At 65.4% G+C, this 24,925-nt stretch carries 27 protein-coding genes and 1 tRNA gene; 16 read left to right on the top strand and 12 right to left on the bottom strand.

Annotation, left to right across the window (positions count from 1 at the left end):
* Positions 1–25: 25 nt before the first annotated feature.
* Positions 26–718, bottom strand: a complete 693-nt coding sequence (locus E3T35_RS14710) for a response regulator transcription factor (RefSeq protein WP_092112483.1) — start codon at positions 716–718, stop codon at positions 26–28.
* 142 nt (positions 719–860) lie between these two features.
* On the opposite strand from E3T35_RS14710, the gene folP reads away from it, so the two are divergent.
* Positions 861–1,775: a dihydropteroate synthase gene (gene folP, locus E3T35_RS14705; protein ID WP_134379819.1), complete on the top strand. Its 915-nt coding sequence runs from the start codon at positions 861–863 to the stop codon at positions 1,773–1,775.
* Positions 1,776–1,894: 119 nt separating this feature from the next.
* Positions 1,895–2,569, top strand: a complete 675-nt coding sequence (locus E3T35_RS14700; RefSeq protein WP_241987584.1) for a pyrimidine reductase family protein — start codon at positions 1,895–1,897, stop codon at positions 2,567–2,569.
* 295 nt (positions 2,570–2,864) lie between these two features.
* On the opposite strand, the gene E3T35_RS14695 is transcribed toward E3T35_RS14700, so the two are convergent.
* The 3 genes from E3T35_RS14695 to E3T35_RS14685 all read right to left on the bottom strand — a co-directional run bounded on the left by E3T35_RS14695 (position 2,865) and on the right by E3T35_RS14685 (position 6,852).
* Positions 2,865–4,517: a DNA repair helicase XPB gene (locus E3T35_RS14695; RefSeq protein ID WP_134379815.1), complete on the bottom strand. Its 1,653-nt coding sequence runs from the start codon at positions 4,515–4,517 to the stop codon at positions 2,865–2,867.
* 167 nt (positions 4,518–4,684) lie between these two features.
* Positions 4,685–6,577 (bottom strand): helicase-associated domain-containing protein, encoded by a 1,893-nt coding sequence (locus E3T35_RS14690; RefSeq protein ID WP_134379813.1) that lies wholly within the window; start codon positions 6,575–6,577, stop codon positions 4,685–4,687.
* A complete protein-coding gene (locus tag E3T35_RS14685; RefSeq protein ID WP_241987583.1) occupies positions 6,577–6,852 on the bottom strand; it encodes a hypothetical protein in 276 nt (91 codons plus the stop codon). Before E3T35_RS14685 ends, E3T35_RS14690 begins: the two co-directional genes overlap by 1 nt.
* 93 nt (positions 6,853–6,945) lie before the next feature.
* Between E3T35_RS14685 and E3T35_RS14680 the strand changes: the two genes are divergently transcribed.
* Positions 6,946–7,326, top strand: coding sequence for a cold-shock protein (locus E3T35_RS14680; RefSeq protein WP_092112494.1), 381 nt, complete (start codon positions 6,946–6,948; stop codon positions 7,324–7,326).
* Positions 7,319–8,008, top strand: coding sequence for a DUF3027 domain-containing protein (locus tag E3T35_RS14675; protein ID WP_134379811.1), 690 nt, complete (start codon positions 7,319–7,321; stop codon positions 8,006–8,008). The genes E3T35_RS14680 and E3T35_RS14675 overlap by 8 nt, the downstream gene beginning before the upstream one ends.
* On the opposite strand, the gene E3T35_RS14670 is transcribed toward E3T35_RS14675, so the two are convergent.
* Positions 7,901–8,161, bottom strand: a complete 261-nt coding sequence (locus E3T35_RS14670; protein WP_134379809.1) for a DUF2530 domain-containing protein — start codon at positions 8,159–8,161, stop codon at positions 7,901–7,903. The two genes, E3T35_RS14675 and E3T35_RS14670, sit on opposite strands and share 108 nt — an antisense overlap.
* Before the next feature lie 19 nt (positions 8,162–8,180).
* Positions 8,181–9,299 carry a phosphoserine transaminase gene (gene serC, locus E3T35_RS14665; RefSeq protein ID WP_104089154.1) on the bottom strand — a complete coding sequence of 373 codons (1,119 nt, stop codon included), beginning with the start codon at positions 9,297–9,299 and terminating at the stop codon, positions 8,181–8,183.
* Between the two features lie 131 nt (positions 9,300–9,430).
* Between serC and E3T35_RS14660 the strand changes: the two genes are divergently transcribed.
* The 6 genes from E3T35_RS14660 to E3T35_RS14640 all read left to right on the top strand — a co-directional run bounded on the left by E3T35_RS14660 (position 9,431) and on the right by E3T35_RS14640 (position 12,653).
* Positions 9,431–10,150, top strand: coding sequence for a metal-dependent transcriptional regulator (locus tag E3T35_RS14660; protein ID WP_134379807.1), 720 nt, complete (start codon positions 9,431–9,433; stop codon positions 10,148–10,150).
* A 334-nt stretch (positions 10,151–10,484) separates the two neighbouring features.
* Complete coding sequence (locus E3T35_RS14655) at positions 10,485–11,237, top strand: C40 family peptidase (protein ID WP_241988872.1); 753 nt, start codon at positions 10,485–10,487, stop codon at positions 11,235–11,237.
* Positions 11,238–11,583: 346 nt separating this feature from the next.
* Positions 11,584–12,081: an HNH endonuclease gene (locus E3T35_RS14650; RefSeq protein ID WP_092112504.1), complete on the top strand. Its 498-nt coding sequence runs from the start codon at positions 11,584–11,586 to the stop codon at positions 12,079–12,081.
* A gap of 10 nt (positions 12,082–12,091) precedes the next feature.
* Positions 12,092–12,226, top strand: coding sequence for a VOC family protein (locus E3T35_RS20275; RefSeq protein ID WP_370449341.1), 135 nt, complete (start codon positions 12,092–12,094; stop codon positions 12,224–12,226).
* A 2-nt stretch (positions 12,227–12,228) separates the two neighbouring features.
* Complete coding sequence (locus E3T35_RS14645) at positions 12,229–12,495, top strand: VOC family protein (RefSeq protein WP_370449340.1); 267 nt, start codon at positions 12,229–12,231, stop codon at positions 12,493–12,495.
* Between the two features lie 83 nt (positions 12,496–12,578).
* A tRNA-Arg gene (locus E3T35_RS14640) sits at positions 12,579–12,653 on the top strand.
* A 274-nt stretch (positions 12,654–12,927) separates the two neighbouring features.
* Here E3T35_RS14640 and E3T35_RS20270 read toward each other — a convergent pair.
* The gene (locus tag E3T35_RS20270; RefSeq protein WP_174777105.1) at positions 12,928–13,233 is read right to left on the bottom strand and encodes a hypothetical protein; all 306 of its coding nucleotides are present in this window, start codon (positions 13,231–13,233) and stop codon (positions 12,928–12,930) included.
* A gap of 634 nt (positions 13,234–13,867) precedes the next feature.
* On the opposite strand from E3T35_RS20270, the gene E3T35_RS14625 reads away from it, so the two are divergent.
* From E3T35_RS14625 to E3T35_RS14615, 3 genes are all read left to right on the top strand, one after another.
* A complete protein-coding gene (locus E3T35_RS14625; RefSeq protein WP_134379803.1) occupies positions 13,868–14,524 on the top strand; it encodes a hypothetical protein in 657 nt (218 codons plus the stop codon).
* 191 nt (positions 14,525–14,715) lie between these two features.
* A complete protein-coding gene (locus E3T35_RS14620) occupies positions 14,716–16,089 on the top strand; it encodes a glutamine synthetase (RefSeq protein ID WP_134379801.1) in 1,374 nt (457 codons plus the stop codon).
* 123 nt (positions 16,090–16,212) lie between these two features.
* On the top strand, positions 16,213–16,545 hold the full coding sequence (locus E3T35_RS14615) for a cupin domain-containing protein (RefSeq protein WP_134343794.1): 333 nt from the start codon (positions 16,213–16,215) through the stop codon (positions 16,543–16,545).
* Between the two features lie 62 nt (positions 16,546–16,607).
* On the opposite strand, the gene fdxA is transcribed toward E3T35_RS14615, so the two are convergent.
* Positions 16,608–16,931, bottom strand: a complete 324-nt coding sequence (fdxA, locus tag E3T35_RS14610) for a ferredoxin (protein ID WP_134379799.1) — start codon at positions 16,929–16,931, stop codon at positions 16,608–16,610.
* Between the two features lie 498 nt (positions 16,932–17,429).
* Here fdxA and E3T35_RS14605 point away from each other — a divergent pair, with 498 nt between their 5' ends.
* Positions 17,430–18,233 carry an alpha/beta fold hydrolase gene (locus tag E3T35_RS14605; RefSeq protein ID WP_134343792.1) on the top strand — a complete coding sequence of 268 codons (804 nt, stop codon included), beginning with the start codon at positions 17,430–17,432 and terminating at the stop codon, positions 18,231–18,233.
* Between the two features lie 153 nt (positions 18,234–18,386).
* Here the strand turns inward: E3T35_RS14605 and E3T35_RS14600 are convergent, their stop codons facing one another.
* From E3T35_RS14600 to E3T35_RS14590, 3 genes are all read right to left on the bottom strand, one after another.
* The gene (locus E3T35_RS14600) at positions 18,387–19,001 is read right to left on the bottom strand and encodes a nucleotidyl transferase AbiEii/AbiGii toxin family protein (RefSeq protein ID WP_255578026.1); all 615 of its coding nucleotides are present in this window, start codon (positions 18,999–19,001) and stop codon (positions 18,387–18,389) included.
* 265 nt (positions 19,002–19,266) lie between these two features.
* The gene (locus tag E3T35_RS14595) at positions 19,267–19,452 is read right to left on the bottom strand and encodes a hypothetical protein (RefSeq protein WP_134379795.1); all 186 of its coding nucleotides are present in this window, start codon (positions 19,450–19,452) and stop codon (positions 19,267–19,269) included.
* Between the two features lie 78 nt (positions 19,453–19,530).
* Positions 19,531–19,878: a hypothetical protein gene (locus E3T35_RS14590; RefSeq protein ID WP_134379793.1), complete on the bottom strand. Its 348-nt coding sequence runs from the start codon at positions 19,876–19,878 to the stop codon at positions 19,531–19,533.
* Between the two features lie 61 nt (positions 19,879–19,939).
* Between E3T35_RS14590 and E3T35_RS14585 the strand changes: the two genes are divergently transcribed.
* The gene (locus E3T35_RS14585; RefSeq protein ID WP_134379791.1) at positions 19,940–20,344 is read left to right on the top strand and encodes a VOC family protein; all 405 of its coding nucleotides are present in this window, start codon (positions 19,940–19,942) and stop codon (positions 20,342–20,344) included.
* 122 nt (positions 20,345–20,466) lie between these two features.
* Here the strand turns inward: E3T35_RS14585 and E3T35_RS19395 are convergent, their stop codons facing one another.
* Positions 20,467–20,622, bottom strand: a complete 156-nt coding sequence (locus E3T35_RS19395; protein WP_158252850.1) for a hypothetical protein — start codon at positions 20,620–20,622, stop codon at positions 20,467–20,469.
* 339 nt (positions 20,623–20,961) lie between these two features.
* Between E3T35_RS19395 and E3T35_RS14580 the strand changes: the two genes are divergently transcribed.
* The gene (locus E3T35_RS14580) at positions 20,962–24,909 is read left to right on the top strand and encodes a Pls/PosA family non-ribosomal peptide synthetase (RefSeq protein ID WP_134379789.1); all 3,948 of its coding nucleotides are present in this window, start codon (positions 20,962–20,964) and stop codon (positions 24,907–24,909) included.
* The last annotated feature ends 16 nt before the right edge of the window (positions 24,910–24,925 follow it).

Genomic DNA, 24,925 nt, shown 5'->3' with positions numbered 1-24,925 from the left:
GCTCGCTGTGCCTAAGCCCCATGGATCATGCCTTGGCAGCCTTGAGCATGTAGCCGAAGCCACGCTTGGTCTGGATGAGCGGTTCGCTCGAGTGCACGTCGACCTTGCGGCGCAGGTAGGAGATGTAGCTCTCCACGATTCCGGCGTCACCGTTAAAGTCGTACTCCCAGACGTGGTCGAGGATCTGCGCCTTTGACAGCACCCGGTTGGGGTTCAGCATGAGGTAGCGCAGCAGCTTGAACTCGGTCGGGCTCAGCTCGATGGCCTCGGTGCCCACGAGAACCTCGTGGGTGTCCTGGTCCATGGTGAGCTCGCCGGCGCGGATCACGGCATCCTCGTCGGCGTGCATGGTGCGGCGCAGAATGGCCTTGATGCGCGCGACGATCTCGTCGAGGCTGAACGGCTTGGTCACGTAGTCATCGCCGCCGACCGTGAGGCCGGTGATCTTGTCCTCGGTGTCGTCTTTTGCCGTGAGGAAGAGGATCGGTGCGGTGTAGCCGGCCGAACGCAGGCGTTTGGTGACCCCGAAGCCGTTCATGTCGGGGAGCATGACGTCGAGAATGATGAGGTCGGGTTCCTCCTCGAGCACGGCGGAGATGGCCTGTGCACCATTGCCAACGGCGCGCACGGCGAAGCCGGCGAAACGGAGGCTGGTGGTGAGGAGATCGCGGATATTGGGTTCGTCATCGACGATAAGGATGCGGGGGCCGTCAGTCATGCCACCAGTATCTGCGCGTTAGCTGGAGCTTTGCTGAGAGTGGGCGGTACGTGGTGGGATCGGCGGGCGGTGATCCGTTGTGCGGCACGAATTACCGACATGATGGGAGGAACGATCGACGTGTTTCAACCTGAGGACCGATATGACCCGCACCAGAATCAGCTCGGCCCCGGCCTTGACGCTGCCACAACTGGATGCCCCGCGCCGGCTGATCGGCGGCCGCACCTTCGACTTCGATCGTGAGGTGGCCGTGATGGCCATCATCAATCGCACGCCGGACTCGTTCTATGACCAGGGCGCAACGTTCGCTCTCGACGCATCCGTTGTGGCGGCCCGTCAGGCTATTGCCGACGGGGCCGACTGGATCGATATCGGCGGTGCGAAGTTCGCGCCCGGGCCGGCCGTGCCGATCGAGCAGGAGATCGACCGGGTGGTTCCGGTGGTCGAGGCCCTGCGCGGTTCCGGGGTCGTCATCTCGGTCGACACCTTTCACCCCGCCGTGGCCGCCGCGAGCATCGCCGCCGGCGCGCACGTGATCAACGACACGACCGGGGTGCATGACCCCGCGATGGCCGATGTCGTTGCAAACAGCGATGCCACCCTGGTGATAACGCACAGCCTCGCGGCGCCGCGCATGCCGTACCCGGCGCCGCACTACGACGATGTCGTGGCCGAGGTGAGCGCGTTTCTGCTCGCCAGGGTCGACCGTGCGGTCGGGCGCGGGGTGCCGCCCGAACGCATCATCATCGACCCTGGCCATGACCTCAACAAGACCACCCGGCACTCGCTCGAACTGACCCGTCGGCTCGGTGAGATCGCCGGCCTCGGCCTGCCCACCCTGGTGGCCGTGTCGAACAAGGATTTCGTGGGGGAGAGCCTTGACCGTGAGCGCGGCGAACGGGTCGAGGGGTCGCTGGCCGCCATGACGGTCTGCATTCTGCAGGGCGCCCGCATCGTGCGCATGCACAACGTGCGGGCCGCCGTCGACGCCGTGCGCATGACCGAGGCCATCCTCGGGTTTCGCGAGCCTGCCTACGAGCGTCACAACGTCGCCTGATGGGTGCCGAAGTGCCCTCGCGGGCTGAGTCGTCGGTGCGGGCCGAACTACCTCCGAGCTCTGAGTCTTCCGTACGCGCCGAACTGCCGCCACGGGCCGAATTGATCAAGTGTTACCGGGTGGCTGACCGCTCGGTGCCGTGGGTGCGCGTGAATTTCATCGCGAGCCTCGATGGCGCCGCCACGGTTGACGGCCTCAGCGGTGGCCTGAATAACGCCGACGACAAGCTGGTCTTCGACACCCTGCGGCTGCTCACCGACGTTATTCTGGTCGGCGCCGGAACCGTGCGGGCCGAGGGCTATGGCGGCATTCTCCTGTCAGAGGATGACGCGGCCTGGCGCGTGCAGGCGGGTCTGGCCGCCCAGCCCCCCGTTGCGATTGTGTCGGGGCGGCTGGATCTTGAGCCGGGGCATCCGGTTTTCGTTGATGCGGCGACCCGGCCGATTGTGCTGACCCATGCGGCCGCACCGGCCGACCGCCGGGCCGCGCTCGCCGCCGTGGCCGACGTCGTCATCTGCGGCGACGAGGCGATCGACCCGCGCCGTCTGGTGGCGGAGCTCGCGGCGCGGGGCCTGCCGCAGATTCTGTGCGAGGGTGGTCCGCACCTGTTCGGTGACCTTCTCGCGGCGGACCGAGTCGACGAGCTCTGCCTGAGCCTCGCCCCGGTCCTCGTCGGAGGCTCCGCCGGGCGCATCGCGGTTGGGGAGGCCGCGGCGACCCGAGCCATGGAACTGCTGCACGTGCTGCGCGCCGGCGACATGCTCTTTTTGCGCTACCTGCGCCCCGCCGGCTGAGCGGGGGCGGCTGAGCGCGCGTGCTGATCGCGTGCTGGTGGGCGGCCTGCGCCGGGCCGCACTGGCTGGGCCCACCTTATAACCCTGGGCCCAGTTTATAAACTGGGCCTGTGGACGGGGCCTGGGCCCCGTCCACAGCCACCGGGGGACGCGGGTGTGTGCGGGGCTGGTGGCGGGTGAGCCGCTCGGCGAGAGGTGAGTTGGGGGCATCCGCTCGCCGAGACGTGAGTTTGGGGGCGGGTCGGCGCAGGAAACTCACGGGTCGGCGAGGTCGCTGGACAAAACTGCCCGCGGGTCAGACAGCGAGGGGGGCCGTGAGGCTCTGGGCGTCGAGGATCGTGTAGCTGTAGCCCTGTTCGGCCAGAAAACGCTGGCGATTCTGCGCAAAATCCTGGTCGACCGTGTCGCGGGCGACCAGCGTGTAGAAGTTCGCCGACAAGCCGGACACCTTGGGCCGCAGCAGCCGGCCGAGGCGCTGGGCTTCCTCCTGGCGGGAGCCGAACGAGCCCGACACCTGGATGGCCACGGTCGCTTCGGGGAGGTCGACCGAGAAATTCGCGACTTTCGAGACGACGAGCACCTTCACCTCGCCCACCCGGAACGCTTGGTACAGCCGCTCGCGTTCGTCGATCGGCGTGGCGCCGGTGAGCTGCGGGGCGTTCAAGACCTCGGCGAGTTCGTCGATCTGGTCGAGGTATTGGCCGATCACGAGGATGCGTTCGCCTTCGTGCTTCGCGATCAGCGCCTGTACCACGCCGAGCTTGGCCGGTGCGGTCGCGGCCAGGCGATAGCGCTCGTCGTCGGCGGCAGCGGCGTAGCTGAGCCGCTCGGACTGCGGCAGGTCGATGCGCACCTCGTAGCAGTTGGCCGGGGAGATGAAGCCCTGGGCCTCGATCTCTTTCCACGGGGCGTCGAAGCGCTTCGGGCCGATCAGGCTGAACACGTCGCCCTCCCGGCCGTCCTCCCGCACGAGCGTGGCGGTGAGGCCGAGGCGGCGGCGCGCCTGCAGCTCAGCGGTGAGCTTGAACACGGGCGCGGGCAGCAGGTGCACCTCGTCGTAGATCACGAGGCCCCAGTCCATCGCGTCGAGCAGTTCAAGGTGCGCGTACTCGCCCTTGCGCTTCGCGGTAAGAATTTGATAGGTCGCAATGGTGACCGGCTTGACCTCTTTCACCTGGCCGGAATACTCGCCGATCTCCTCTGCGGTCAGGGTGGTGCGCTTGAGTAACTCGTCCCGCCACTGGCGCGCGGAAACCGTGTTGGTCACCAAAATGAGCGTGTTCGTCTTCGCGGTCGCCATGGCTCCGGCGCCGACGAGGGTCTTGCCCGCGCCACAGGGCAGCACGACCACGCCGCTACCGCCGTCGAAGAAGCTCGCGACGGCCTTGTTCTGGTAGTCGCGCAGCGCCCAGCCGTCTTCCAACAGGGCGATGTCGTGCGGAGTTCCGGGCGTGTACCCGGCGAGGTCTTCGGCCGGCCAGCCGAGTTTGACCAGCTCCTGCTTGAGCTGTCCGCGTGCCCACGCCTCCACCAGGTATGTCTCCGGTGACGGATGCCCGATCAACAGTGGCGCGATTCGCTTGGCTCCGGCGATTTCGGTGAGCACGGCCTGGTCGCTGCTGTGCAGCACGAGGGCGCCCTCGGAATCGCGCTCGATGACGAGCCGGCCGTAACGCCCGACGGTCTCGGTGATGTCCACGCTGACCGTTTGCGGTATGGCGAATTTGGAATATTTCTCGAGCGTTGCGAGCATATCCGACGCATCGTGCCCGGCCGCACGGGCATTCCACAGGCCGAGCCGCGTGATGCGGTAGGTGTGGATGTGTTCGGGAGCGCGTTCCAGCTCGGCGAAAACGGCGAGGTCGTGACGAGCATCCTCGGCAAGAGGGTGGGCGACTTCGAGCAACACCGTGCGGTCACTTTGGACAATCAGGGGGCCATCAGACATAGCGCCCAATCCTACTCTCGTCAGTGCGCGGTCCTGTCCAGGGGCTGGTCATTGCGCACGCATTCATGACTCTCGTCAGTGCGCGGTCCTGTCCAGGGGCTGGTCATTGCGCTCTCACTCTCGTCCGGTCGTCGGTCGCGTCCAGCGGATGCCCGCGCGCAGGCCGGTCAGGGCGCCGGTGTGATGCTGAGGATGCTCTTGAGCGGTAGGGTGCGCTCGATATCGGCACGGCGGTCCCGGGCCCGAAAGCGTCCGTTGCTGACGCTGGCCGGTTCGAGCAGGTAGTCCACCACAGCGCCGCCGGGCATCGCAATGCTCACCAGGATGGTCTGCTTGGCCTTGATGGCGGTGTCGAGCTGGCGGGTGAGCCAGGCATCCGCTACCGAAATACCACTTTCGGCGCCGAGTCGTAGCTTCTCGACCAGGTTGCGGGCGGTATCAACCGTCGGCGTCAGCGTGACGTGGGCGATCTGGTGGCGGCGCAGGTGCACGATCTCACCGAGGTCGTCCTCGGCGGCGACCGGATAGCGCGCGTCACTGAGTGCCCAGAACACGGCGTCACCGGCGAAGCGGCTGAGCAAGTGTTCGCTGTCGCCGGCGCGCACGAGAGCGAGTGGCGCCAGAGTTTGGTCGACGGCGATCGTGCCGAGCAGCGCGGCATCCGCTGAGCAGACGTAGCTCAGAAAAACGGTCTCATCGCCGACCGGAGCGACCGGGGCGTTCGGTGCGCCGGTGAGACTTCCCACTCGCACCCGACCGTACCGCGAAGCCGACTCCTTGATGAGGTAATCGACCGGCTGCGGAATGCCGGTGAGCGAGATCGACGCGAGAAAAGCGAGCAGCGAGTCGGCGTTCTCGCCCGCGGCCAAGGCGCGATTGACGGATGCCGCGGTGATGCGATAGCTCGACGCCAGCTCGCGGCTCTCCACGTCGGCCATCCCGCGCAGGCGGGAGTCGATGGACGGTGCGAGCGGTCCGGGCGCGACGATCGAGAGGTCGTGCTGCAGATACACCGCGCCGACCTCGGTCGGGAGCGCGATCGCGATGGTGTCCACGGCCGCCTCGAGGTCGCCGCGCAGTACGCTCGCGCCGGCCGTGCTGGTGGTGTCGTGGGCGGTGATGCCGAGCAACTCGGCGTCGCGGGCGAACTCGGTGAGCTGTGCGAGCATCCACTCGCCGCCGGCCGGGTACAGCCAGGCGATGAACGTGGTGAGGCCGTCTCCCCAGAGCAGCCCGGCCTGACGCGGCAGGATATCGGCCACGATCGGCGGGAGCGCCGCCTGCCAGGCCGCGGCCAGAGCCGCCCAGCGCGCGGTCGTGCGTTCGAGCAGCCAGCCTTCGCCCGCCTCGGTCTCCATCCAATAACCGTCGGAGCGGGCGAGCAGGTCGGCCCGCGATGCCAGGGCCAGGATCGGGGCCACCAGATCGACGTCGACGGACATCACGGCGGACAGTCGCTTGGTGTCGGGCAGGCCTAGCCCGCCCCGGCTGAGCTGCCGGGCAGGCTCGCGGCTGAGCTCGTTGACCAGCTCCGCGATCGATGACACGACCGCGAAGGCGCGTTCGGCGGCCAGCTGGTCGATGAAGGCGACCTCGGTGTCGGGGACAGCGGTGAGGGATGCCGGGGGCAGAGCGACCGCGAGGTCGGCGGCACCCGGCAGGCCCTGGGCCGGCCAGCGCGCCAGGTGAGCCGACACGGCGTCGTAAGGAATGCAGCATCCGTCGGCGTGATCGGCGAGGAGCTGGGCGTGCAGGGTGTCGACCCGACTGGTTACCTCGGTCAGCGTGACCTCGGTCGACCCCAATTCCCGCAACCGGTTCGTCACCGCTTGGAGGGTGGGAACGGAATTGTTGCTCGTGAGCTGCCCGGCTACCGCCAGAACGGCGAGCGTCGAACGGTCGAGGTGGCTCAAGGCCAGTTGCACATTGCCCGGGTCAAGCAGGGCCTCGGCCAGATCGAAGAAGTCATGGATGCCGCTCGCAGAAATGCCGCGCACCCCGATAACGCGCCGCAGCTCGGCATCGGGCAGGACCCGAAGTCTCGATGCGAGGCCGAGCATTACTCGCGGTCTCGTCGAGCTTCGCGGCTGCGGCGAACTCCCACAGAGATCATGAGCGCGATGATGAGCACGAAGCCGAAGGGCAGTCCGTAGAGCGGAAGGATGAAGATTGGTGGCCAGATACCACGGCTGAATCCGTCATTGGCGCCGACGCCCATCGCCGTTGCGATGATCACCGCGACGAACGCCAGAATCGACAGCCCCACCACGCTCGCCACCATGTAAGCGAGAACGCGCTCAAGCCGGCTGACGGGGTGTGGAGTTTGATTGGTCACCTGCTAAGGATACGGGCACGCCGGTGCCACAACCGAATATGCTGGGTTCACACCCCGCGCACTTCTGTGCGCCCAAAACTCAGTGAGGTTCAGATGCCCACCGGCAAGGTCAAGTTTTACGACGAGGAGAAAGGCTTTGGCTTCATCACATCCGATGACGGTCAAGAAGTCTTTCTCCACGCTTCCGCCCTGCCCTCCGGCGTAACCGTCAAGGCCGGCGCGAAGCTCGAATTCGGCATCGCCGACGGCAAACGCGGCGCCCAGGCGCTCTCGGTACGAGTGATCGAGGCGCCGCCGAGCCTGAGCAAGTTCAACCGCAAGCCGGCCGACGATATGGCCATCATTGTGGAAGACCTCGTGAAGCTGCTCGACGGTATCGGCACCAACCTCAAGCGTGGACGCTACCCCGAGTCGAGCCACAGCAAGAAGATCGCGGCGATGCTGCGCAAGGTTGCCGAGGAACTGGATGCCTGAGCTGACAGACGCTGAGCCCACCGCGGTCGAGCCCACCGCGGTCGAGCCCACCGCGGCCGAGCTCACCGCGGCCGAGCCCACCCGGCCGACCGACGCCACCCTGCTGGCGGCCGTCGAGCTGGCCCGCGCGGCGCTGCTGGAGATCACGACCGACGACACCATCGGCGAGGTCATCGGCCACATCGACGAGGGCGACCTCGTGGTGTCGCTGCTGTTCGACTGCCTAATGACCGGCTACCCGGGCTGGCGCTGGACCGTCACCCTCGCGCGGGTCGACGAGAACTCCGAGCCGAAGGTGCTCGAAACCGAGCTCACACCCGGCGATGACTCGCTGCTCGCACCCGAGTGGGTGCCGTGGTCGGATCGCCTCGTCGACGACGGTGGCGACGACAGTGAAGCGGATGCTGACGACACCGACGACGACGAGTCAGACGATGACGATGACGATGACGATGACGATGACGACGAGTCGGATGACGATTTAGACGAGGACTCGGATGACGACGCAGAGTCGGGCGACGACGACGCGGATGACTCGCTCGACGCGCTTGACGGCATCGACTTCGACGAGGCGCTAGCGGCGGCGGAACTGCACCCAGGCGAGGCCGAAGAGGCCGAGGCCGACGCCGATCACAGTGCACCACAGCCACCAACCCGCGGTCGTCGCGCTCGCCGCCCCTAAGCCTGACGCTGCCGGCGCCGTGACCTCAACGATGAGGGCGGCGCCGACAGCGACCAGCCAGACGATGGTGCCGACGAACAGGGCTTTGCGGGCATCCGTTCGCGCGGGCAGCGGATCGGGCCGACGCTCGCTGTCTTTCAACCAGAGACGCATGACCCGATCCTTACGTTCGCTAGTTGCCGAGGTGTCCGACGACGTGCTCGATGGACGCCACGAGCTTCTTGACGTCCTCCGGGTCGATCGCCGTGAAAGTCGCGATGCGCAGCTGGTTGCGGCCGAGCTTGCGGTACGGCTCGGTGTCGACGATGCCGTTGGCGCGCAGCGTCTTACTGATGGCTGAGGCGTCGATGGCGTCGTCGAAGTCGATCGTGACGACAACCTGCGAGCGGTGCGTCGGTTCGGCCACGAACGGGGTCGCGTAGTCGACGCCGGCTGCCCAGTCATACAGAACGGATGACGATGCCTGCGTTCGCGCCGACGCCCACGTCAGTCCGCCGCTCTGGTTGATCCAGTCGATCTGGTTTTCCATCAGCAGCAGGGTGCTGAGGGCCGGCGTGTTCAGCGTCTGGTTCAGGCGCGAGTTGTCCACGGCGTTCTTGAGGCTGAGGAACTCGGGAATGTACCGGCCGCTCGCCGCAATGCGTTCGACGCGCTCGAGCGCGGCGGGGGAGAACAGGGCGATCCACAGGCCACCGTCGGAGGCGAGGTTCTTCTGCGGGGCGAAGTAGTAGACATCCGCTTGGCTCGCGTCGAAGTCGATGCCGGCCGCGGCGCTGGTGGCGTCGATGACGGTGAGGGCGCCGGCATCGCCGTCGACCCGGGTGACCGGGGCCATGACGCCGGTCGAGGTTTCGTTCTGGGGCCAGGCGTAGACGTCGATGCCGTCGCGCACCACGAAGTCGCTGCGTGAACCGGTGTCGGCTTTGATCACGTCGGGGGCTTCGAGCCAGGGGGCAGCGGCCGCCTTGGCGAACTTGCCGCCGAATTCGCCGAAGACCAGGTTCTGCGCGCGGGTTTCAATGAGGGAGAAGGCGGCGGCATCCCAGAATGCGGTCGAGCCGCCGTTGCCAAGCACAACTTCGTAGCCGTCGGGAATGCGAAACAGTTCGCCCAGGCCGGCGCGCACGCGACCGACGAGGTCTTTCACGGGGGCCTGGCGGTGCGATGTGCCGAGCACTCCGGTGCCGAATCCCAGCAGGTGGTCGAGCTGTTCACGCCGGATTTTCGATGGGCCGCAGCCGAATCGTCCGTCGAGGGGGAGCAGATCGGTGGGTATCAGTAGGTCGGCCATACGGCGATTCTAGTTGCCCAGCTGCGGGCGGGTAGGCTTGTGACGCTGTGCGGGCCCGGCCGGGGCCGCCAACGGAGCACCATTCACTTACCTATGAACGGTGCACGCACGAGCCGAATGAAAGGCTGCGGATGAGCGATCTGATCGACACCACCGAAATGTATCTCCGCACGATCCTCGACCTGGAGGAAGAGCAGATCGTGCCCCTGCGGGCGCGCATCTCCGAACGCCTCGGTCACTCCGGCCCGACCGTCTCGCAGACCGTCGCGCGCATGGAACGAGACGGCCTCGTCATCGTGTCCGGGGATCGACACCTGGAACTCACCCCGGCCGGCCGCAGCAAGGCGGTGCACGTGATGCGCAAGCATCGCCTGGCCGAACGGCTGCTCAGCGACGTGATCGGACTCGAGTGGGAGTTCGTGCACGACGAAGCCTGCCGCTGGGAACACGTGATGAGCGAGCAGGTCGAACGCAAGATTTTGGAGTTGCTCGGTCACCCGACCGAGTCCCCCTACGGAAACCCGATTCCGGGCCTCGACGAGTTCGGTGAGTCCGCGGCCGTTGCCTTCATGGCGGGGGTGACCAGCGTGCTGTCGGTGGTGGGGAGTTCGACCGTGCCGGTGACCGCGGTCATCCGTCGTCTCGGTGAACCCGTGCAGTTCGACCCGGAGTTGCTGCTGCAGCTCAAGCAGAGCGGTGTGATGCCCGGTGCGACCGGGGCGTTTTCGGCCGCTGGATCGTACGTTCTAGTACAGGTCGAGGGTTTTGGTGCTGGATTAGAGCTGCCCAACGAGGTCGCCGGGCACATTTTCGTGACCACGCCGATCGGCTACGTGCCAGTCGTACACTGACATCTCGCCGGGTTCGCTGCTTGATGAATCGAGCCAGTCGTCACGACCTGGACGGGCGTCCGTTACCAATCCGTTAGAAATGTACCGTTTCAGGGTGACAAATGGGCGAGCTTCTTGTAGCCTCAGGGATGTCCCACAGACCATGAAAGGTCGAAGGACTCTAGCCAAGACGCCTGCTTACCCCGTCTCTTGGTTCGGAACACACCCGCGATTAGCGAAGTGGACGGGACAACGACCTAGTGTTGTCGAGGCGCCGGAGGTTAAAACTTTGGCTGCATTAGGAACAAGAAGGTCCCGACGCGGGCTGAGCCGAACATCTGATTCCCTGGAAAAAGTGGAATCGTCGGCACACTCCCACCGAGCACTGCCGCGCGCGACCCCGAAGAAGCGCCGTGGCGGTTTCGCCAACATTGTCGTCATGACCCTCGCCACCGGACTCGTTGCCACCATGGCTCTCCCGGCGTATGCCTTCGCTCCCGGCTCGAAGGACGCCTCCTTCAAGGCCACCGAGTCCACGGAGATGTCCAAGGCTCAGGCGCAGGCTGTTGAAGTCGATGCGCAGGCCGCCACCGTGAGCGTGGCTCGCGAGGGTTTCACCGCCACCACTCCCGAAGAACTTGCTGCTGCCGTTGCCGCCGCCGCCGCGGAAACCCGCCGTGTCGAGGTTGCCGCGCAGATGACCTCCTACGCCGCAAGCTATTCGGGCCCGAGTGTTGCCGACTTCCTGGCCAACCCGACCTACCCGAATTTTGATCTCGCATCCGTTTTCAATGTTGCCTCGCAGTATCAGGGCACACCGTATGTTTACGGTGGCGCCACCCCGGCCGGCTTCGACTGCTCCGGCTTCATTATGTACGTCTACGCGCAGTTCGGCATCAGCCTGCCGCACTCCTCAGTGGGCCAGGGGGCGGCCGGTACCAAGATCTCGATCGAAGACGCCGTGCCCGGCGACCTCGTGATCATGGACGGCCACGACGGCTTCTACGCGGGCAACGGAAACATTCTGCACGCGCCGTACACCGGCCAGTCCGTGCGGATCCAGCCGATCTGGACCAGCGACTATTACATCGTGCGGATCGGCATCTAGTTCGGCTCCTCGCATGAACACTAGGTAACAGCTCACACAAATGGCGCACACAGGTTCACCTGTTGCACCATTTGTGGGTTAACCTAGTGCCCTGATGTAGTTTGTAGGGCCGTAAGGAGAGCCAATGCATGAGCGACGCACTATCCACACCATGGATGTGCGCGGTCGCGAGTGCTTTCGGCATAGTTGTCAGAGCGAGAAGAGCTGTGTGAGCAGCCAGAAGGCGTTGTCATTGTGACGGCGCCTTTTTTTGTACTCTTTTTCGCTTTGCCACGCTCCTGTTCTTTCCGCATCGGATGTAGTTCGAATGGCTGGAAGCCGTCCAGCCTCCTTCGAAAGGGAGCGCATGCGCACACTGGTACTCAATGCGGGCTATGAGCCCCTCGCCGTCGTCTCGTTCAAACGAGCGCTTATTCTGGTGATGAACCAAAAGGCTACGATCGTGCAGTCGGATCAGAACCACCCTGTTTTCGCGGCCTCGGGCTCGTGGGATCGCCCGAGCGTCATTCTGCTCACCCGGTACGTGCGCATCCCCATGTCACGCCTGGTGCCGGTGAGTCGCCGCGGGGTGTTGCGCCGCGACGAGCACCGTTGCTGCTACTGCGGCAAGTCGGCGGCCACAATCGACCACGTGCTGCCGCGGTCGCGCGGTGGCCGCGACACCTGGGACAACCTCGCGGCCTGCTGTCTGCGCTGCAACAACCTCAAGAGCGACCACACCCCGGCCGAGATGGGCTGGGAGCTGCGCTTCACCCCACGGATGCCGCAGGGCACGACCTGGATCGTGCGCGGAGTCGAGCGGCCCGAGCAGGAATGGGATGCCTACCTGGCGCCCGCCGCGTAGGCTTTTGGTCATGCGAATCAACATTACGAGCGTGTTCGTCGACGAACAGGTGAAGGCGCTGCGGTTCTACACCGAGGTGCTGGGCTTCGTGAAAAAGAACGACGTTCCGCTGGGTGGTGAGGACCGCTGGCTGACCGCTGGCTGACCGTGGTATCCCCGGAGAACCCTGAGGGTACCGAACTGTTGCTGGGGCCGAGCGGCCACCCGGCCGCGAAGCCGTTCAAGGACGCCCTGGTCGCCGACGGTCTTCCGTTCACCCAGTTCGCTGTCGATGACGTTCCGGCGGAGTATGAGCGACTGCGAGGCCTCGGCGTGCGCTTCACCCAGGAGCCCCCGGTCATAGGGCCGGTGACCACCGCGGTTCTCGACGACACGTGTGGCAACCGCATTCAGATTGTGCACATGGCCAGCTAGCTGACCCAAGCCTGCAGGCGTTCGTGTGCAGCGACCCGCCATCGAGCGGGCGGACCGGCGTGACCGGCTAAACTTGCCGAACCGCCTCTGTAGCTCAGTGGAAGAGCAATTCCGTCCTAAGGAAATGGCCGGGGGTTCGAATCCCTCCAGGGGCACCACTCTTGACGGCCCTGCATCCCTTGTAAACACTGGGCTGTAGGATTTTCGCCATTCTCAGGAATGGCCGTTTGCCCACATTTTGCCCACACTTCAAAAAAATTTCGGTGTGATATGGAGCAGCTGAAACGGCTCAATTCTGGCTTTTCAGCTGGGTGGGGCGACGCCGTACCCAGCCTTCTAGGGCCACTCCCCGCGGTGGGAAAACGACCCTGACGGGCGCGCATCGTCACGGCAGCGCGTCCGACCTGGTCTTCGCAGTATCCAACGCGACCGCTACGGCGTCAAGGTCATCGTCGAACAGGTCGGCATAGGTGTCGAGGGTAATCGCCGCTGAGGCGTGCCCCAATCCGGCTGCACGAACACACTTTCGTGCTCGCCGCGCCCCGGGAACAGCAACGAATACACCTCCGCATCGCTTCGATTCACGTGAGCGTCACGGTCGATGCCAGCTTTGTCGGCGGCGTCGAACACCGCCAGCACACTCTTGCGCGACATACCCTGCGACAAGGCGATCGCGCGCCCCGTCATGCCCTCAGCGCGGAGTCCCAGCACCCGCTTGGCTTGAATCCTTCGTACCATTATTGATTACTCCTTCTGCCGCGTGCCTATACACGCGGCAGAAGGAGCTAAACAGATGGCCCCGAACGGAAATATTCGGTGGCCCCGAAACGCGCTACTCGCCACATCACCCCGTGGCCCCGAACGTCAATAACACTGGCCCCCACGAGCGCAAATACTCATGGCCCCCTTAACAGTACTTAAACAGGAAGAACAGAACAGAAGCAGCACGCGCGCGCGAATTCTTGTGTGGATAACGTGCCGGCCGGCGGGTTGAGCAGCACCGCCTGCCTATTCGTTTGCCTAGTCACTGACGGCGAATAGGCTAACGACGGGGAAAGACTAGAAAAAGTTGAAGAAGAAGAGAAGACAAGAGCAAGAACAAAACCAAGAACTGAGAAGAAAAAGGGAGCAAGCAATCAGAGGCACAGACGCGAGACAACGAACGATGAAGAGCGCGAACGGTGAGTGAGCGAGCCGAGAATGTACCGAAAGCGGTGAGGTCAATCGAGATGGTTCAATCCACGCAAAATGCCGGTGCACCGAGTTCGCGATAACCATCCGAGCGATGCACCGTGACGTAGGTCGAAGCGGATGTCGGTGGTCGGCTGCAGAATCATGTCCATAAAGCTGCGTCAGAGCGAAAGGCAGAATTGTGGTGCAGATCACCGAGCGTGATGAGGCGATGGTGCAATGGCTCGACGTTGTCCGGTTGGCCGACGTGGAGGCGGTGCGCTGGGCGCTGGGCGCGTTCGTGGGAGCCGGCCAGCCGTTGAGCTTGTGGCGGGCGCAACTGTGGGTGGCGCGCATGACGGCCATCGGCTGGCTGGATCGGTCTCGGCGGGCCTATCGGGACGGATCCATTGTGTGCGCGACCCGCTTGGCGATCGGCAAGCCGCCGCCGAGTCTGTTTCGGCAGACCACCCGGCATGAGGTTGCCGTTGCGAGGGTGTCGGCGCGGTACCTGGCGCAGGGCTTCACGTGGCGGCGGGATCGCCAACCGGCGGGACACCGTGAGCATCAAGCTGACGGTGTTGCCACTCGCGACGGCATCGTCGAGCTGGTTGAGGTGGAGCTGACGCCGAAGTCGTGGCAGCGGTACCAGAGGATCGTGACCAACCACGGCTACCGTCTCGTGCACGAGGACGTCGACCGGGTGGCGTACTTCTGCACGGCCGACGCCCGTCGACCCGATGGAGCTGCCGCGTCTGGTGTCCGAGTCGCTGGGATGGGGACCGTGACCGACGCGGTCGACGGTTTCCTCGACGAGGTGGCTGCGGCCGTGCGCGAGCTACGCCGGCTCGTCGGCTAAGGCCCAGCGTCGGCGCAGCCTCAACGGCGGCTCCTGAGCTGGTTCATGACCCCAATGCCAGGGCCCACGGCGTCGGCCAGCCATTCCCTCTGTGCCCAAGTTCCCGACCAGCACTCACTCACCCGTTGGGACCCGCGGCCGAGTGTCAATGTGAATTTCGTAATAACGCTCAGTCCTGCCAGCATGTCGGTATGGCGACAGAGTCTATTCTCCCCGAGTTCAGCGACAGCCGGATTGGCGAGGTGGCCGAACGGCTCTCGGAAGCCGGCGTCGGCATCATCGTAGGAACGCTGGCGAACCCAGCCGGCATCTACCTGGCCAAGACCATCCCGGTTGATCGACTGGCGACGTTCGCTTCATCCGGTCTCGGCGCCCCGCCGGTGTGGAACATCTTCTGCATCGACGGCGGCATTGCATTCACACCCGACCTCGGCGTCGTCGGCGATATGAGACTGAGACTCGATCTCGACGCTCTCCGAATCCTCGATGGAGGTCTCGCTTGGGCTCCAACGGAGATCTTCGACCAGAACGGCGCACCACTCGCCATCGATCCGCGGGGGCGGCTTCGCCGCATCCAACACGACATCGAGGAAGCCGGGCTTGAGGCGCTCGTGGGGCACGAGATCGAGTTCACCATCACCGCCGCGGACGGGACCCCGCTCCCACGCGCGGGCTGGACACCGTACGGTCTCGGTCCGGTACTCGACCACGAGGCTTTCATCACCGAATTGCTCTCCGCCACCGCCGCCGCCGGTATCCCGCTCGAGCAACTACACGCCAAGTTCTTTGCCTCCACGGTCGAGTTCTCGCTGCCACCGGCCACACCACTTCAGGCGGCCGACGGGGTAGTGCTCGCCCGCCTGATCACCGGGAGGCTGGCGCGCAAACACAACCTGCGGGCATCTTTCTCGCCCTTCCCTATCAGCGGGGGCGGCGGGAATGCGGCGCACGTCCATTACTCGTTCAGCCGCAATGGGGAACCTCTCTTCTCCGGCGGCAACGGACCCCACGGCATGACCACCGATGGAGCGTCTTCCATCGCCGGGGTGATCGCCGCACTCCCCGGCATCCAGGGCGTTCTCGGCGGATCGATCCTCTCGGGGGCGCGGTTGCGGCCCCGACTCTTTTCGGGCGCATATGCCTGCTGGGGTCGGGAGAATCGCGGGGCGGCGGTTCGTTTCCTCGAAGCCACCCGCGGCAATCCATACGGCGCCAACGTCGAAGTCAAGATTGTCGATCCGTCGTCGAACCCCTACCTGACGACCGCGGTCATTCTCGGCGCCGCGCTCGAGGGCATCCGGTCATCGACGGCGCTTCCATCGGAGGTCACCACGAATCCGGCCGACCAGACCGAAGAGCAGCAACTCGCCTCGGCGACGGTGCTGCTTCCCTCCGCTCTGGGAGCAACGCTCGACGCACTCGCCGCCTCCGAAATCGCTGCCCACATTCTCGGACCTCAGATCGTCCAGGCCGTGCTTGCAGTTCGACGCTGGGAACTCGATCACTACGGGCCGGCCGACGCCGACCAACTGCCAGAGAAGTTCAGGTTCGCCTGGTCGATCTAAAATCACAGAGGGGGCGGAGGGTTCGGCTTCTTTAGCCGCGCTCGCCACATGGGAATGTCTGGAGGCGACAGTATGCTGGGGATTACATCAGCAAGCGCAGTGCCGCGCGAAGAGAGGTGCCTCATGATGAAGTCGTCGTTGACTGCGCTTGTGCGTCACGAGTTGGATCATGCCCGGCAGGTCAGCAGCGGCCGAAGTGCGAAGACCGTGTACGGAGGCAGCGAACGCACGCTCCGCCAGACTGTGATCGCCTTGCGTGCGGGCGCTAAGCTGGATGAGCATGAGAATCCCGGTGACGCGACCTTTTTCGTGCTGCACGGACGCGTCGTCCTCATCTCGGGGGAGAACTCCTGGAGTGGCTCACCGGGCGATCTGCTGATCGTGCCGGAGGGTCGACACGCACTCGAAGCAGTAGAAGACGCGGCGGTACTGTTCACGGTGGCAAAGACTCGGTGATGAGTTCCCCAAATCGATGACCCATAGGAGTTCGGGGGGCGCACGATCGAGAAAGGGGTGCCTCAGGCGGCAGCCTGCGGCGGTAGTACAGCAATCAAGGGGTGATCCTTGGCAAATATGCCCACCTTGGCGGCCCCGCCCGGGGAGCCGATGTCGTCGAAGAATTCGACGTTCACCTTATAGTAATCGGCCCATTGCTCCGGCACGTCATCCTCGTAGTAGATCGCCTCGACTGGACATACCGGTTCACAGGCACCGCAGTCGATGCACTCATCGGGGTGGATGTAGAGCATCCGTTCGCCCTCGTAAATACAGTCGACCGGGCATTCTTCGATGCAGGCCCGATCTTTCACATCGACGCAGGGAAGAGCTATAACGTACGTCACAGTGGCGGGGCTCCCTTCACGAAGAGATGACTTTGAGCCTACGACAACCGGGTCATCAAATCCAGATCACGCTGTCGGGCCCGCTGGGGACGGGCCTGCAAACGGCACGATTCAGTCTCGATCGCGGGCCGGGTTCGCGCTCCTCTCGTTCAGCCAGGCAATGAGTCCGCCCGCGAGCAGTATGTCGATCTGCCGCTGTGAGAAGTTCTGCCGGGCGGGGTAGTCCTCCTTGTGAGTCGCATTGTGCACGGTGATCCCGGTGCCGGCAGCCAGTTATGAGGGCCGCAGCTTCAGTGGCATGACCAACGGCTACGACAAGGGGTTGGCGCTCGTCGCGTTCGGCGCAGCCTTGCCCTAGGCCCTCGCGTTGCAGGCACTTTCAGGACGACCACTACAGCCCCGTCCAGATTGCTCAAACAATCCGCTATCGGCACCGCGAAGAGTCCCGCAGAAGGTTCCCCACGTGACACCCTATCTGGGCCCGAGTATGGTTCAAACGTGGAGTTTGTCGAGGCAGATGGCGTCCAGATCGCCTACGAGCGGGTCGGTGAGGGGCCCCCCTTAGTCTTCGTCCATGGCGCGGCTGAGGACAGTCGAATCTGGCAACCGCAGCTTGCCGGCCTGGCCGACGAATTCACTGTCGTGGCGTGGGACGAGCCAGGGGCTGGCCGGTCCTCCGACCTTCCGAAGGGCTTCGGTTTAGCAGGCTTTGCGGACGGGCTCGCAAGGCTGATCGAAACGCTTGAGCTCGGGCCCGCGCACGTCGCAGGCCGTTCCTGGGGCGGCACTGTGGCGCTTGAGCTCTACCGCCGCCATCCTGGGCTCGTCGCGACCCTGATCATGATCGACACCTACGCCGGCTGGAAGGGATCGCTGCCCGCAGACGAGATACGCGCGCGGGTCGCACACGCCCGCCAGATGCTCGCCTCGCCGCCGGAGGACTTCGACCCCACGCTTCCCGGACTCTTCGCTGGCGATCCGCCTGTGAAGTTTGTGCCTCTGCTCGCCGCCATCGCAGCCGACGTCCGCCCCGCCACCCTCAGGTACCAACTTGACATCATGGCCGAGACCGACTTGAGCGACCTGCTGCCTCACCTATCAGTCCCGGCGCTGCTGATCTGGGGACAATTTGATGCTCGCTCGCCGCTCAGCGTCGCCCGCCAGTTCGAGGAGGCGATCCCGAACACGACACTTGTCACGATCGAGGACGCAGGCCACATGAGCAGTCTCGAGCGGCCCGAACCGTTGAACAACGCCGTGCGTGAATTCTGTCGTGCCCACCCACCATCGCGTTTGGGGTAACGGGCGACCATCCCAGCGTCCTATCGGCCCGGACCGGCAGATCCGTGCGGCCAGCCCATACGAGCAGCCGCTGACACGATGCCTTGCCTGTGAGCCGTCCGCCAACGGGCAACCTGAACTGTCCCGCAAGACGTTCCCCTTGCGGGTTTGAATTCAGCGCTTATGCCAGCGCTGAGTTGACGGGTCCCAAGTGTCATCGTCGCCCACGGTGCCGGTGAGGGCGAGTTTGCGCCGCCAGGCTGACCATTTTGTTTGAGCGACCACTGGCCAGCCTGTCGTGGCGACCGAGATTGCGGTCAGCGGCACTTGGCGGAAATCGGCGACGCGCTGAGCCGCACCGCGTAGCTCACTCGCGCTGAAGTCGTGTGTCAGCGAGAAATTTCGCAGGCCGACGATGTCGCGCCATCGTGTGCTCGTCGTTCCACGGGTCAGCATTGTGACCGCCATTTCTGCAACAACCATCACCAGCGGATAGCCGAGCATCTCAAATTCGCCACCGAGGATGCGCGGGACAGCCATCGAGCGCGGGGCCGGCCAGATCGGGTCGCCAGTGCTGATGTCCAGATGGAACGACAGGGCGCTCGTGTAGATGTGTGCAAATATCTTGACTCGGAGCCCGGAGTAGTCATCGCCCTCGCGGATGGCGCGCACCTCGGTGCGTGCCGGGTCAATTGCCAGAGCATCGTCGACGAATACGGCCGCAACGGCCTCCACGACAGCGAGCAAATAAGCGGCATCCACTTGAAAGTTGACGGCTTGCATGTCGATGTCGCTCGTCGGAGGCGATACGCGGCCAGGAGCACGCCGCCCTTCAGCACGAAGTCATCCTTGTAGATTGTCTGAGCGAGTCTGCTCAGGAAAGCCTCCATGGCGTAGAGGGTGACCGTCTCCGAAACGGCCCGGCCCGAAACTCGGGCATATCGTGAGAGCGCGGCATAGAGTTGCGACGCCTGGCTCACGAAAGCAACTCCAGGGCGTGCCGCCATGGAAAGGTTCTCGATTGAGGTGGAGCGTGCCTTTCGCCCAAGTCAAACTACGCTTTCCCGGACGATCCTTTGGCCATAGCAAGATAGGTGCCCGTGCCGAACACAATTGCGATACTGAGCGCAATGGGGACCGGAAAATTCCCGTTCACCCAAAGCGCCGCAAAAAGGAAAAAAGCGACGACAAATAATGCAGAAGCGACCGGGATAAGGCGCCTAGCGATCTTGTTGCTCATGGCCCCATCCTATTGATGAGGCTTCAGCCGCGGGGACCTCCATCTGGCAGCAGACGGCTCTCGGCTCCGCTCCTTCACTCAACGACGGGTTGACATCCGGAAGTAATTGCGGCTCAGCCAACGAGCCCGCTCCAAGCGAGAACCGAGCATCCAGCCGGCACCGAACGCGAGCACTGCTAACCCAATCGTGAATACCCCGATCCCGAGCTGGTTGCGCGGTGACAGCAGGCCGCTCGGCGGGAAAAATGTCGTATCGCTGAGGGGCGCATGGGCGAACCAACCGAAGCTCGCTTGGCCGCTGGGTAATACAAGGAGCACAAGTCCGATGACGACGGCCATGGCGCCCAGAACGACCATCGATACACTCACCAGGCGCGCGAGGCCGGATCTGGAGCTTGCGCCTTGCCCAGCTTGTTCCTCACCCATGTGGCAATGCTAGAACTTTGCCGTGGGAGAGGTGCCCTGGCGTTCATGGAACGATGGTTGCATGGCAGCTGGCGTGCATCACATCGAGATTTGGGTCGTTGACTTGGACAGCGCCCGACATTCGTGGGGCTGGCTGCTGGTAGCTCTTGGTTGGTCCGTGGACCAGGTGTGGAGCACGGGCATCTCCTGGCGATGCGGCGAGGTGTACATCGTGGTCACGCGACCGCCTGCCATCTCTGGCCAGGAGCATGACCGGCGACTTCCTGGACTGAATCACATTGCCCTTCATGGAGGGACCACAGCTGATATTGACCGCATCGTTGGTCAGGCATCAGCCCACGGATGGAATGCGCTGTACGGCGATCGGTACCCCTACGCGGGAGGCCCCGACCACTACGCCGCGTATCTCGAAAATGAAGCCGGTTTCAAAGTTGAAGTCGTCGCGTCAACGCCGCGTAGCGGCTGAGACGTGCTGTACGGTTGGCCGTTTCTGCGGTGCGCTTGGGTCGGGCATCCGTTTGGAATATCGTGCCGAAATCGGGCAGGAGATTAAGGACTGCAGGGGCCTGTGGGGCACCGATCTCGGGGTCAGGAATCCACGGGGCGTTGCACCGTGATCGGTGACGTCTCCGGATCGGCAACGGCAGCGCTGGCGTCCTGCGCAACGTGATGCAGCTCGTCGTAGAGATGAACGGCCGACTCTTCTTTCAGGCGCTCCCACGTGGAGTTCGATACATGCTTCATGGTTTAGCGCTCCGTTCGTCCCCCGCGGGATCAACGCTTATTATCCTCGCCCGCCAACGGGAATTGAGCCGGGAGAAGACAATCAATGCGCCGGGAAGACACCCCGAACGGCCGCGAACATGGGCGTACGCCGCCTCCGGCTGGCCAGCCCAGAGTCCAACGCACAGCAATGCCAGCAGGGCAGCGGATGCGAAAACTCGTTTCATGAAAACTCCTCACGCAAATACTATTCCCGGGCTGAGCGGAGAGCGCCGCACAGTTCACCCGTCCGTTACCCGCGAGTTCTAGACTGATACTTTCGCGGCGTGCCGTACTGCCACGACCTGAACGAGGAGTCGTGTGAGCGAGCACCAGCACAGCCCAGCGGGCACCAGCGGGCACTCCCAGTCGGTGCTCGCTGCAGGCCACCGGGCCAAGCCGGCCCGCACCCTGGCCGACATTCTTGCGGTAACCGCAGCGCAGCATCCGGATGCTTTAGCACTGGAAGACGCGGCCGGCACGATCAGCTACCGCGGCCTGCTGCGGCGGGTGCAGGCCCAAGCCAACGCGCTGAGCCTGGCCGGCGTGCGACGCGGCGACACCGTGGGCATTCGCATCCCCTCGGGCACCCGTGACCTGTACGTGTCTATTCTGGCGACTGTGTTCGTGGGTGCCGCCTACGTTCCGGTCGATGCCGACGACCCCGAAGAACGCGCCCGGCTGGTCTTCGCCGAGGCACACGTGGTCGGCATCATCGGCGAGAGCAGTGTGTTCGCGCCGCGTGACGGCCTCGACCTGCAGTCCCTGCGCGCTCGCCGCGTCGAACCGCAGGAGGACCCCGCGCTGGTGTTTCCGACCGCGAATATTCCCTCGCCCGACGATGATGCCTGGGTCATCTTCACCTCCGGCTCGACCGGCGTGCCCAAGGGCGTCGCCGTCACCCATCGCTCGGCGGCCGCCTTCGTCGATGCCGAGGCCGGCTTGTTCCTGCGATCAGAACCGATCGGCCCCGCAGACCGGGTGCTCGCCGGACTCTCGGTGGCCTTTGACGCGAGCTGCGAAGAGATGTGGCTGGCCTGGCGAAACGGCGCCTGCCTCGTGCCGGCCCCGCGCTCCCTCGTGCGCAGCGGCGCCGACCTTGGCCCCTGGCTGATCACGCACGGCATCACCGTGGTGTCGACCGTGCCGACCCTCGCCGCCCTGTGGCCGGAAGAATCGCTCGAAGCCGTGCGCCTGCTCATCTTCGGCGGCGAAGCCTGCCCGCCCGAACTGGTCGCCCGCATCGCCACCCGCGGCCGCGAAGTCTGGAACACATACGGCCCGACTGAGGCCACCGTCGTCGCCTGCGGCGCCCTCGTCGACGGCGTTGGCGAGATGCGTATCGGCCTGCCGCTCGACGGCTGGGACCTCGCCGTCGTCGACGCGCGCGGCGAGCGGGTTTTAGAGGGTGAGATCGGCGAGCTCATTATCGGCGGCGTCGGCCTGGCCCGCTACCTCGACGCGGCCAAAGACGCCGAGAAATATGCGCCGCACCCGCAGCTCGGCTGGGCGCGCGCCTACCGTAGCGGCGACCTCGTGCGCTTCGACCGCGCCGGCCTGGTGTTCGCTGGGCGCGCCGACGACCAGGTGAAACTCGGCGGCCGACGCATTGAACTCGGCGAAGTGGATGCCGCCCTCAACGCCCTGGACGGGGTAGCCGGCGGCGCCGCCGTGGTGCAGATCACCCCGGCCGGCAATCACATCCTCGTCGGGTATATCGCGCTCACCAGCGCGAACGCTCCGTTCGACCGGAAGGCCGCTCTAACCCGGCTGCGCGAGGAACTGCCCGCCGCGCTCGTGCCACTGCTCGCCGTGGTCGACGCGCTGCCCACCCGCACCTCGGGCAAGGTTGACCGGGCGGCGCTGCCGTGGCCGCTGCCGGCCTCGGACGACGACGCGGCCGCGCTGTCACCGACGGCGGCGTGGCTGGCTGAAGCGTGGGCATCCATTTTGGGGGTGCCGGTGACCGGGCCCGACGACGACTTCTTCGCCCAGGGCGGCGGCTCACTCTCGGCAGCCCAGTTCGTGTCGGCCGTGCGCGCCCGCCACCCTGAAACCACCGTTGCCGACCTCTACGACCACCCGCGCATCGGCTCGCTCGCCGACGAACTCGATGCCCGCACCCCCGTCACACCCCAGGTGCTGCGGAACGTTTTGCCGACGCCGGCCCGCAGCCAGCTGGCCCAGACGGTGCTCGGCATTCCGCTGCACGTGTTGAGCGGCGCGCGCTGGCTGGTCTATCTGGCCATTGCCAACAACCTGCTGAGCCTGAACGGTGCCAGCTTTGCCCCGACGCTGTCGTGGTGGTGGGTGGCCCTCGGGTTTGCGCTGTTCGTCACCCCGCCTGGCAAGATGCTCATCGCCGTGATTGCCGCACGGCTGCTGCTGCACGACGTCATGCCGGGCAACTACCCGCGTGGCGGGTCGGTGCACCTGCGGCTCTGGCTGGCCGAGCAGATCGCGCTGCTCGTCGACGCCGCAAGCCTGGCCGGCGCGCCCTGGATCAGCTACTACGCCAGAGCACTTGGCGCCGAGATCGGCCCCGACGTCGATCTGCACTCGCTGCCGCCGGTGACCGGACTGATGACCATCGGTGCCCAGGCTTCGATCGAACCCGAAGTCGACCTGGCCGGGCATTGGATCGACGGTGACGTGCTGCGCATCGGCCACCTGCACGTCGGCGCAGATGCTCGCATCGGCTCCCGCAGTACCCTGCTCGGTGGCGCCCACGTAGGTAACGGCGCCGAGATCGACCCGGGCGCCGCCGTCTCGGCGCGGGTGCCGGCGGGGGAGCGCTGGGCCGGTTCCCCGTCGCGTCGGGTGGGCTCAGCTCGCCGCCCGTGGCCGGCCGAACGACCGCCGCGGGCCAGTCGCTGGCTCGGCGCCTTCGCGGCCGGGTCGGTCGCGATGACCGCGATCCCCACGGTCGCCCTCGTACTCGGCGCGCTCATCGTTGGTGCCGTCGTCGGTCACGCGGACAGTCTCGCCGTGGCCGTGTTGCGCGCCGCCCTGATCATGCCGGTCGCCGTCATCGCGGGCGGTCTCGTCTACGCGCTGCTCGTGGTCGGCTTCGTGCGCGTCCTCGGCGTGGGTCTGCGCGAGGGCTACTACCCGGTGCGCAGCCGCATCGGCTGGCAGGTCTGGATGACCGAACGCATCCTCGATGGCGCCCGCACCGTGCTGTTTCCGGTCTATGCGAGCCTGCTCACCCCCACCTGGCTGCGCCTGCTCGGCGCCAAAGTAGGAGCGGACGTCGAGGCATCGACCGTGCTGCTGCTGCCGTCGCTCACGACCATCGCGCCCGCCGCGTTTCTCGCCGACGACACCATGGTGGCCTGTTACGAACTCGGCGGCGGCTGGATGCACATCGGCCCGGCCAAGGTTGGCCGCCGGGCCTTTCTCGGCAACAGCGGCATGGCCGGTCCCGGCCGCACGGTACCGCGCAACGGACTCGTCGCGGTACTCTCCTCGACCCCGCGCAAGGCCAAGCGTGGGTCGAGCTGGCTCGGCAACCCGCCCTCGCGACTGCGTCGCAAGCAAACGGATGCCGACGACTCCCGCACCTTCCACCCTCCCGTGCGCCTGAAAGTAGCCCGATCGCTGTGGGAACTCCTGCGCATCGTGGCCGGCTTCACCAGCGCCTGGATCGCGTTGCTGGTGCTCACCCTGCTCGACCTGCTCTGGCTGCAGCTCGGCCTCGGCGCGGCGATCGCGCTGTCCGGTGTGGTCATGCTCGCCGCCGGCGCCGTGGCAGCCGGGGTGACAACGGTGGTCAAGTGGACGCTGGTAGGGCGGATCGACGCGTCGGAGCATCCGCTCTGGTCATCGTTCATCTGGCGCAACGAGGTGTCGGACAGTTTCGTCGAGATGGTCGCCCGCCCGTGGTTTGCAGAGAAGGCCTCCGGCACGCCGGCGCTCGCCGTGTGGCTGCGCACGCTGGGGGCTTCGGTGGGGCGCGGCGTCTGGTGTGAGACGTACTGGTTGCCCGAGGCAGACCTGGTGCGGCTGGGCGACGGCAGCACCGTCAACCGCGGCTGTGTCGTGCAGACGCACCTCTTTCACGATCGCATCATGCAGCTTGACGCGGTGGAACTCGCCGACGGATCGACGCTCGGGCCGAACGGCGTCATTCTCCCGGCCGCGTCGATTTCAGCTGGGGCGACCGTGGGGCCCGGCTCGCTCGTGATGCGCGGCGAACGGGTACCCACCGGGTCGCTCTGGTCTGGCAACCCGATCACGCCGTGGCATCAGCCGCCGTGGCAACGGTGAACGTGGAATAGTGGAC

It is taken from the genome of Cryobacterium sp. TMT1-2-2, from assembly GCF_004403505.1.
GTDB lineage: Bacteria > Actinomycetota > Actinomycetes > Actinomycetales > Microbacteriaceae > Cryobacterium > Cryobacterium flavum.
The sequence above is the reverse complement of the archived record's forward strand: the minus strand, read 5'-3'. Positions and strand labels throughout refer to the sequence as shown.

Bases quoted from the DNA above. Each gene is read 5' to 3' on its own strand.
- E3T35_RS14710 (WP_092112483.1), bottom strand. From the start codon at position 718: ATGACTGACGGCCCCCGCATCCTTATCGTCGATGACGAACCCAATATC.
- folP (WP_134379819.1), top strand. From the start codon at position 861: ATGACCCGCACCAGAATCAGCTCGGCCCCGGCCTTGACGCTGCCACAA.
- E3T35_RS14695 (WP_134379815.1), bottom strand. From the start codon at position 4,517: ATGTCTGATGGCCCCCTGATTGTCCAAAGTGACCGCACGGTGTTGCTC.
- E3T35_RS14690 (WP_134379813.1), bottom strand. From the start codon at position 6,577: ATGCTCGGCCTCGCATCGAGACTTCGGGTCCTGCCCGATGCCGAGCTG.
- E3T35_RS14680 (WP_092112494.1), top strand. From the start codon at position 6,946: ATGCCCACCGGCAAGGTCAAGTTTTACGACGAGGAGAAAGGCTTTGGC.
- E3T35_RS14675 (WP_134379811.1), top strand. From the start codon at position 7,319: ATGCCTGAGCTGACAGACGCTGAGCCCACCGCGGTCGAGCCCACCGCG.
- E3T35_RS14670 (WP_134379809.1), bottom strand. From the start codon at position 8,161: ATGCGTCTCTGGTTGAAAGACAGCGAGCGTCGGCCCGATCCGCTGCCC.
- serC (WP_104089154.1), bottom strand. From the start codon at position 9,299: ATGGCCGACCTACTGATACCCACCGATCTGCTCCCCCTCGACGGACGA.
- E3T35_RS14660 (WP_134379807.1), top strand. From the start codon at position 9,431: ATGAGCGATCTGATCGACACCACCGAAATGTATCTCCGCACGATCCTC.
- E3T35_RS14650 (WP_092112504.1), top strand. From the start codon at position 11,584: ATGCGCACACTGGTACTCAATGCGGGCTATGAGCCCCTCGCCGTCGTC.
- E3T35_RS20275 (WP_370449341.1), top strand. From the start codon at position 12,092: ATGCGAATCAACATTACGAGCGTGTTCGTCGACGAACAGGTGAAGGCG.
- E3T35_RS20270 (WP_174777105.1), bottom strand. From the start codon at position 13,233: ATGGTACGAAGGATTCAAGCCAAGCGGGTGCTGGGACTCCGCGCTGAG.
- E3T35_RS14620 (WP_134379801.1), top strand. From the start codon at position 14,716: ATGGCGACAGAGTCTATTCTCCCCGAGTTCAGCGACAGCCGGATTGGC.
- E3T35_RS14615 (WP_134343794.1), top strand. From the start codon at position 16,213: ATGATGAAGTCGTCGTTGACTGCGCTTGTGCGTCACGAGTTGGATCAT.
- E3T35_RS14595 (WP_134379795.1), bottom strand. From the start codon at position 19,452: ATGAGCAACAAGATCGCTAGGCGCCTTATCCCGGTCGCTTCTGCATTA.
- E3T35_RS14590 (WP_134379793.1), bottom strand. From the start codon at position 19,878: ATGGGTGAGGAACAAGCTGGGCAAGGCGCAAGCTCCAGATCCGGCCTC.
- E3T35_RS14585 (WP_134379791.1), top strand. From the start codon at position 19,940: ATGGCAGCTGGCGTGCATCACATCGAGATTTGGGTCGTTGACTTGGAC.
- E3T35_RS19395 (WP_158252850.1), bottom strand. From the start codon at position 20,622: ATGAAGCATGTATCGAACTCCACGTGGGAGCGCCTGAAAGAAGAGTCG.